Annotated in this window: 4 protein-coding genes and 2 pseudogenes; 1 reads left to right on the forward strand and 5 read right to left on the reverse strand. The window is 72.8% G+C overall.

Annotation, left to right across the window (positions count from 1 at the left end; translation table 11 throughout):
• The 5 genes and pseudogenes from DEIPI_RS41920 to DEIPI_RS32785 form a co-directional block, all read right to left on the reverse strand.
• Positions 1 to 455 (reverse strand): annotated as a pseudogene (locus DEIPI_RS41920) (cation:proton antiporter); the annotation flags it as partial.
• A gap of 124 nt (positions 456 to 579) precedes the next feature.
• Positions 580 to 1131 (reverse strand): annotated as a pseudogene (locus tag DEIPI_RS41925) (cation:proton antiporter domain-containing protein); the annotation flags it as partial.
• 103 nt (positions 1132 to 1234) lie between these two features.
• Positions 1235 to 2416, reverse strand: coding sequence for a GGDEF domain-containing protein (locus DEIPI_RS32780; protein WP_045234739.1), 1182 nt, complete (start codon positions 2414 to 2416; stop codon positions 1235 to 1237).
• Positions 2417 to 2495: 79 nt separating this feature from the next.
• Positions 2496 to 3713, reverse strand: coding sequence for a benzoate/H(+) symporter BenE family transporter (locus DEIPI_RS0119295; RefSeq protein WP_027482848.1), 1218 nt, complete (start codon positions 3711 to 3713; stop codon positions 2496 to 2498).
• 28 nt (positions 3714 to 3741) lie between these two features.
• Entirely contained in the window at positions 3742 to 4287 is a 546-nt protein-coding gene (locus DEIPI_RS32785) for a GNAT family N-acetyltransferase (protein WP_045234740.1), read from the reverse strand.
• 146 nt (positions 4288 to 4433) lie between these two features.
• On the opposite strand from DEIPI_RS32785, the gene DEIPI_RS32790 reads away from it, so the two are divergent.
• Positions 4434 to 6673: putative bifunctional diguanylate cyclase/phosphodiesterase (locus DEIPI_RS32790; RefSeq protein WP_084474595.1), on the forward strand; the 2240-nt coding region annotated here is incomplete at its 3' end.

Consider the following 6673-nt stretch of genomic DNA (forward strand, 5'->3'; position numbering starts at 1 on the left):
ACGTAGGTCATCACCAGCAGGACGTCGCGCTCCGGGCTCGCCGGGAGCCCCAGGGCCAGCGCGAGGCTGATCGCGCCGCGCAGACCGCCCCACGTCATCACGCGCCGCGTGAAGGGCGAGAAGCGCCGGGCGCGGCCCAGCAGGACCACGGGCAGCTGCACGCTCGCCGCCCGCGAGAGCAGCACCAGCGGCACCGCCAGCAGGCCCAGCACGAAGGCCGTCCCGGAGAAGCGCAGCACCACCACCTCCAGCGCGAGCAGCACGAACAGGAAGGTGTTGAGCAGCTCGTCCACGAGGTGCCAGAAGCGGTCGAACTTGTCCCGTGAGGACAGCGCGCTCGGCACGCGGTCCGTGAGGGAGCCCACCAGCAGGCCCGCCGCGACCGCCGCGAGCGGCGCGGACACGTGCAGCGCGAGCGAGAGCGGGGCACTGCCCATCGCCACCGTGAGAGACACCAGCACCTCCACCACGAAGTTCCTCGACGGAGCTCAGCCCGAGCCACGCGGTGGCCGCGAGGGTCGCTGCGAGCAGCAATCCCCCGAGCGCCTCGCGGGCGAACAGCGCGGCGACGCCGCCCACCGAGAGGGCCGCTTCGTCCGCGCCGTGCCCGCCCCCGGCGATGCCGGACAGCACCACGAACAGCACCACGCCGATGCCGTCGTTGAACAGCGATTCCCCCGCCACGAGCGTCTCGATCCGTTTGGGGACCCGCGCCTGACGCAGGATCGCGAGGACCGCCACGGGATCGGTGGGGGAGATCAGCGCGCCGAACAGCAGGCACGACACCAGCGCCGCGTTCAGGCCGAAGGCGTGCAGCAGTCCGTACGTCAGGCCGCCCACCAGGAAGGTCGAGATGACCGTGGACAGCACCGCGAAGATCAGCACGGGGGCGCGCAACTGCCACAGCGCGTGCGAGTTGAGCGAGAGTGCCCCGGCGAACAGCAGGAAGCTCAGCACGCCCTCGAAGACGAAGCCGGAGAAGTCCACGTCACGGACGAGCTCCACCGCCTCGCGGGCGAGCGGCACGCCCAGCGCGACGAGTCCGAGCGCGACGGCGCTCGCGAGCAGGCCCACGACGGTCACGCCGATCGCGGACGGCAGCCGCAGCACCCGCGCGTTGAGCCAGGCCATCGCGGCCGTGACGACCACGAGCAGGGTGATCAGGTTGAGGAGCTCCACGGGGACATCGTCTCATCTCCGTGGTCTGGCGGCGCGCCGACCCGGGCCTCGCCGTTCAGGCGGCGGGCACGCCCGCCTCGGCGAGGACGCGGTCTCGCCCGGCCTGCTTCGCCGCGAGCAGCAGGGCGTCGGCCCTCGCGAAGAGGGCGTCGAGCGGCTCCTGGTCCACACGTTCGGCGATTCCGGCGCTGAGGGTGATCGCCGGAAGGCGCGCCCGCGCCGTCTCCGTCCGCAGACGCGACCGGACGCGCTCCAGGACGGCGGCGGCCTCGGCGGCGCGTGTGCCGGGCAGCAGCAGCACGAACTCCTCTCCGCCGTAACGGGCGATGACGTCCGAGCCGCGCGTCGTGTCCTGCAGGACCCGCGCGAGCAGTTCGAGGCAGCGGTCCCCGGTCGTGTGGCCGTGGTCGTCGTTGACGCGCTTGAAGTGGTCGAGGTCCAGCACGGCCAGGCTGAGCGGCCCCCGTCCGTCCGCCTCGGCGCGGGCGTCGAGGCCGCGGCGGTTGAGCAGCCCGGTGAGGGGATCGGTCACGCTGAGCCGATCGAGGTGCGCGTGCAGGGCGCGCACCTCCTCGCGGCGGCGGTCGTCGTGCAGGACGAACAGGCTGAGGGTACCGCCCAGGACGAACACCACGAACGACGTCACGTACAGCAGCAGCAGCACGGGCGACAGGTTCAGGACGGCCAGCGCGCGCGGCGGCGAGCCGAAGGCCACGAAGAGGCGTGGAATGGCGAGCGTCACGATCGTCAGGAACGTGACGGCGCTCAGCACGAACCCCACGCGGCGCGGGCCGGGCATCAGGGCGCGCCGCAGGCTCATCACCACGACCGCGAGCGCCGCGGCGTAGGTGTGCAGGGTGATCAGCAGCACCCGGACCCGGATGTCGGGCACCACCGCCGTGAAGTACGCGAGCCCCAGCAGGACGAGGGGCAGCGCGAGCAGCAGGGCCCGCTCGACCCGGGGGCCCGCGCCGACGAACCGGCGAAAGGCCCGCACGGCGAGGATGCCGCTGACGCCGAGCAGTGCGTTGCCGACCAGCACGGACGCGAGCAGCGTCTCGGGTGAACGGGCGAGGCCCGCCGCGACGCCCGCCACGAAGGCCACCATGCTCAGCGTCCACGTCCGCCACCCGGGGTAGTTGTCCCTCGTCGCGGAGATCACGAGCGTGAAGCCGACGCAGACGAACGCCACGACGGCCGCGACGAGGTAGGGGAGGGTGACGGAGAGCGAGTTCATGACGTCGTCTGAATCCGTACCTCAGAATATCGGCGTCAGCGCCGCGAACATGAGCAGGACGAGGTCGGGCCCACGTCGTTCATGAGACGTTCCGCCGTCCCAGCAGCCAGGCGGCCAGCCCCCCCAGGACGAATCCCCAGAAGGCGCTCCCCACGCCCAGGAAGGTCACGCCGGAGGCCGTCACGAGCACCGTGAGGACCGCCGTCTCTCGCCAGCGTTCGTCCGACAGGGCCGCCGTGAGGCTCGACAGGATGCTGCCGGTGAGGGCGAGCCCCGCGAGGGCCGTGACGAGCGCGCCCGGCAGGGCGACGAACACCCCGGCGAGCAGTCCCGCGCACGCCGCCGCGACGAGGTAGCTCACGCCGCTCGCCACGCCCGCCACCCAGCGGCGCCGCTCGTCCGGGTGCGCCTCGGGACCCGCGCAGATCGCGGCGGTGATCGCGGCGAGGGTGGTCGTGTGCGCGCCGAACCCTGCGCTCAGCAGGCTCGCGAGGCCCGTCCAGCCCACCAGCGGCGAGGCGGGGACGCGTCCGTACCCGCTCGCGCGCAGCACTGCGAGTCCGGGGAGGTGCTGCGAGGCGAGCGCGAGGAGCGTCATCGGCAGGGCCAGCACGAGCGTGGCCTTCACGCTGAACTCCGGGAAGGTGAGGACCAGCGTCGGCGCGGCCGCGCCGAGCGTGACGGGCGCGACGGCGCGCGTGACGAGCGCCACGGCGAGCCCCGAGGCGAGCGCGGCAGGCACGGCGTAACGGGGTGCGAGCGCGCGCAGCGCGAGGTACGTGAGGATCATCGCGCCCACGAGGAGGGGCTGCGCCGGGAACGCGCGGAACACGCCCAGCCCGAACGGCAGCAGGATGCCCGCCAGCACCGCCGCCGCGACGGGGCCCGGGACGCGCGCGACGAGGCGGTCGAACAGCCCCGTGAAGCCCAGCAGGGTGACGAGCGCCGCCGTGACGAGGAGCGCGCCGATCACCTCGGCGTACGGGATGCCGCGCGAGGCCTGCGCGAGCAGCGCGAGCCCGGGCGTGCTGAAGGCCGTCACGACGGGCGCGCGGTACCGCCATGAGAGGAGCGCTCCGCTCACGCCGATCGCGACGCACACGCTGGTCAGCCAGCTGGTGGTCTGCGCGGCGCCCAGGTTCATGGTGGCGCTCGCCGCGACGAGGAGCGCGAGCGTCCCGGAGAGGCCGATGAACATCGCGAGGAAGCCCGCGAAGACCGCCTGGAACGACGCGTCGCGCCGCAGGTCGGAGAGGCGGGGCGAGGGGGATGGGCTCCGGTCGGGCGTCGGCGTCATGGGTACAAGGTACCCGCGTGAGCGCTCCTCAGTCGCGTTCGCGGTCGTCGAGGAGCAGTTCGACGAAGACGAGGTCGAGCCAGCGGCCGAACTTGCGGCCCACCTGCCGGAAGTGCGCGACCCGCTCGAAGCCGTGCCGGGCGTGCAGGCGCAGGCTGGCCTCGTTGGCGGCGTCCACGCCGCCCACCATGGCGTGCAGGTCCTGCGCGCGGGCGCGGCTCACGAGCTCCGCGAGGAGCACCCCGCCGACCCCTCGTCCGCGCGCTTCGCGTGAGACGTACACGCTGTGCTCGACGGTGTAGCGGTAGCCGGGCCAGGCGCGGAAGGGACCGTAGGAGGCCCAGCCGAGCACCTCGTCCGCGCTTTCCGCGACGAGGACGGGCAGGTTCTGGTCGCGGCGCGCGTCGAACCACGCGAGCCGCGCGTCGAGCGTGGAGGGCCGATCGTCGTACGACGCCGTGGTGTGCAGCACCGCGTCGTTGTAGATCTCCAGGATGGCGGGAAGGTCCTCGCGCGTGGCGTCCCGGACGTGCGGGGCCGGGGCGTCGTCGGGGTCACGGTGGGACGGGCACATGATGCACTCACCGTAGCGCGTCGTCGGGTCCGGCGGGGCGTCCGCGCGTGTCCTGGATGGAGCCCGGCACTCCTTCATGTCCAAAGGGGCGGATGTGACAAAAGTGTGACGCCCTTGATCTAGAGTTAAGAGAAGGTTTTCTCACGGTGAAGACGACGATCCCTCCCCACGAGCATCAGCGCCTGCGACTGCTGCGGCGGCTGCAGCTGCTCGACACGCCGCCCGAGGCCGCCTTCGACCACGTCGCCCGCGCCGCCGCCGCCGCGCTCGGCGCGCCCATCGTCCTCGTCAGCCTCGTCGACCGTGACCGGCAGTGGTTCAAGGCCTGCCACGGCCTCGACCTGCGCGAAACCCACCGCGACGCCTCCTTCTGCGCCCACGCGCTCGACAGCGACGACCTGCTCGTCGTTCCCGACGCCCTGCGCGACGAGCGCTTCCGCGACAATCCCCTCGTGCTCGGCCATCCCGGCATCCGCTTCTACGCGGGCGCGCCCCTCGTCGTGGAGGACGGCCTCAGCGTGGGCACCCTCTGCGTCATCGACACGGTCCCCCGCGCGGGCCTCGCGCCGCACGAGGAGACCACCCTCCGCGAACTCGCCGCCCTCACGGTGGGGCAGATCCGCGCGCGTGAGGACGCCATGCGCGCCCACGACCTCGAACGCCTGCACCGCGACGTCGTCGACCACATCCACGACGTCGTCTTCCAGACCGACGCGCGCGGGTGCTGGACGTACCTCAACCACGCCTGGACGGTCCTCACCGGCCACGACGCGCCCGAGAGTCTCGGCCGCTCCTCGCTCGACTTCGTGCACGTGGACGACCGGCCCTACATCCGAGAGGTGTTCCGCACGCTCCTGACCGGCGAGGCCGACACCCGCCGCCACGAGGTCCGGCACGTCACCACGGACGGCTACGCCTGGGTCGAGGTCCGCGCACGCGGGGTCCGCGACGTGCACGGCGTCATCACCGGCACGAGCGGCACCGTTCGCGACATCACCGCCGCCAAGCAGGCCGAGCTGGACCTGCGCGACGAGAACGCCGCGCTCGAACGCCGCGTCCGTGACCGAACCCGCGAACTGCAGCGCGTCAACGAGCAGCTGCGCCACGACGCCCTGCACGACCCGCTCACCCGGCTCGGGAACCGCGCGATGCTCGAATCCCGCCTTCACGCCCTGCTGGAGGGCCGCCGCGTCACGGACCGGCTGAGCGCCGTCGTCCTGATCGACTGCGACCGCTTCAAGCAGCTCAACGACACCCTGGGGCGCGCCGCGGGCGACGAACTGCTCAAGATCCTCGCGCGCCGCTTCGAACGGGAGCTGCGGCTCTCGGACCTCGTGACGCGCTTCGGCGGCGACGACTTCGGGATCCTGCTCGACGGGCTCGAACGGCCCGAGGACGCCCGCGCGGTCGCCGAGCGGCTCAGCCGCGCCGTGGAGCGTCCCGTCCGCGTGATGGGCCGCCAGTGGCACATGCGCGCCAGCGTCGGCGTCGCCCTGCTGAGCCCACGAGGAGGCGCCGTCGAGGACGTCCTGCGCGACGCGGAGATCGCGATGTACCGCGCCAAGGCGCACGGCCCGGACAAGGTCGTCGTGTTCGAGCCGAGCATGCACGAGACGCTCGCGCGCCGCACCCTACTCGAAGGGGACCTGCGTCAGGCGCTGCGCGCCGGTCAGGTCGCGCCGCACTACCAGCCGATCGTGCGGGTGGACACCGGCGAACTGCACGGGCTGGAGGCCCTCGCCCGCTGGACCCACCCCACGCGCGGCCTCGTGAGTCCCGCCGAGTTCATTCCCGTCGCGGAGGAGAGCGGACTCGTCATCGACCTCGACCGCCGCGTCTTCGAACTCGCCTGCGCCGAGGTGCGCGGCTGGATGGACGGAGGCGCCGCTTCCCCGGACCTGACCCTGAGCGTCAACGCGAGCGCCCGGCAGTTCCTGCTGCCCGACTTCGCCGACTTCGTGCGCGGCACGCTCGAACGCACCGGCTTCCCGCCGGGCAACACCCGGTTGGAGATCACCGAGAGCCTCCTGCTGCACGAGGACAGGGTCGTGCGCGACAACCTCGCGGCGCTCTCCGCGCTCGGCGTGCAGGTCCACATCGACGATTTCGGCACGGGCTACTCGTCGCTGGCGTACGTGCAGCGTCTCTCCGCGTCCGCCCTCAAGATCGACCGCAGTTTCGTCGGGCGGCTCGGGACGGACCGCGCCGGGGAGGAACTCGTCCGCGCGGTCCTCGTGATGGCGCGCGCGCTCGGCATGAACGTCGTCGCGGAGGGCGTGGAGACCGAGGCGCAGTGGACGTGGCTGCGCGGCGCCGGGTGCGGGCTCGCGCAGGGCTTCCTGTTCTCCCGCCCGCTCGACCCCGCCGCGACGCTCACGCTGCTGCG

It is taken from the genome of Deinococcus pimensis DSM 21231, from assembly GCF_000519345.1.
Taxonomy (GTDB): Bacteria; Deinococcota; Deinococci; order Deinococcales; family Deinococcaceae; genus Deinococcus_A; species Deinococcus_A pimensis.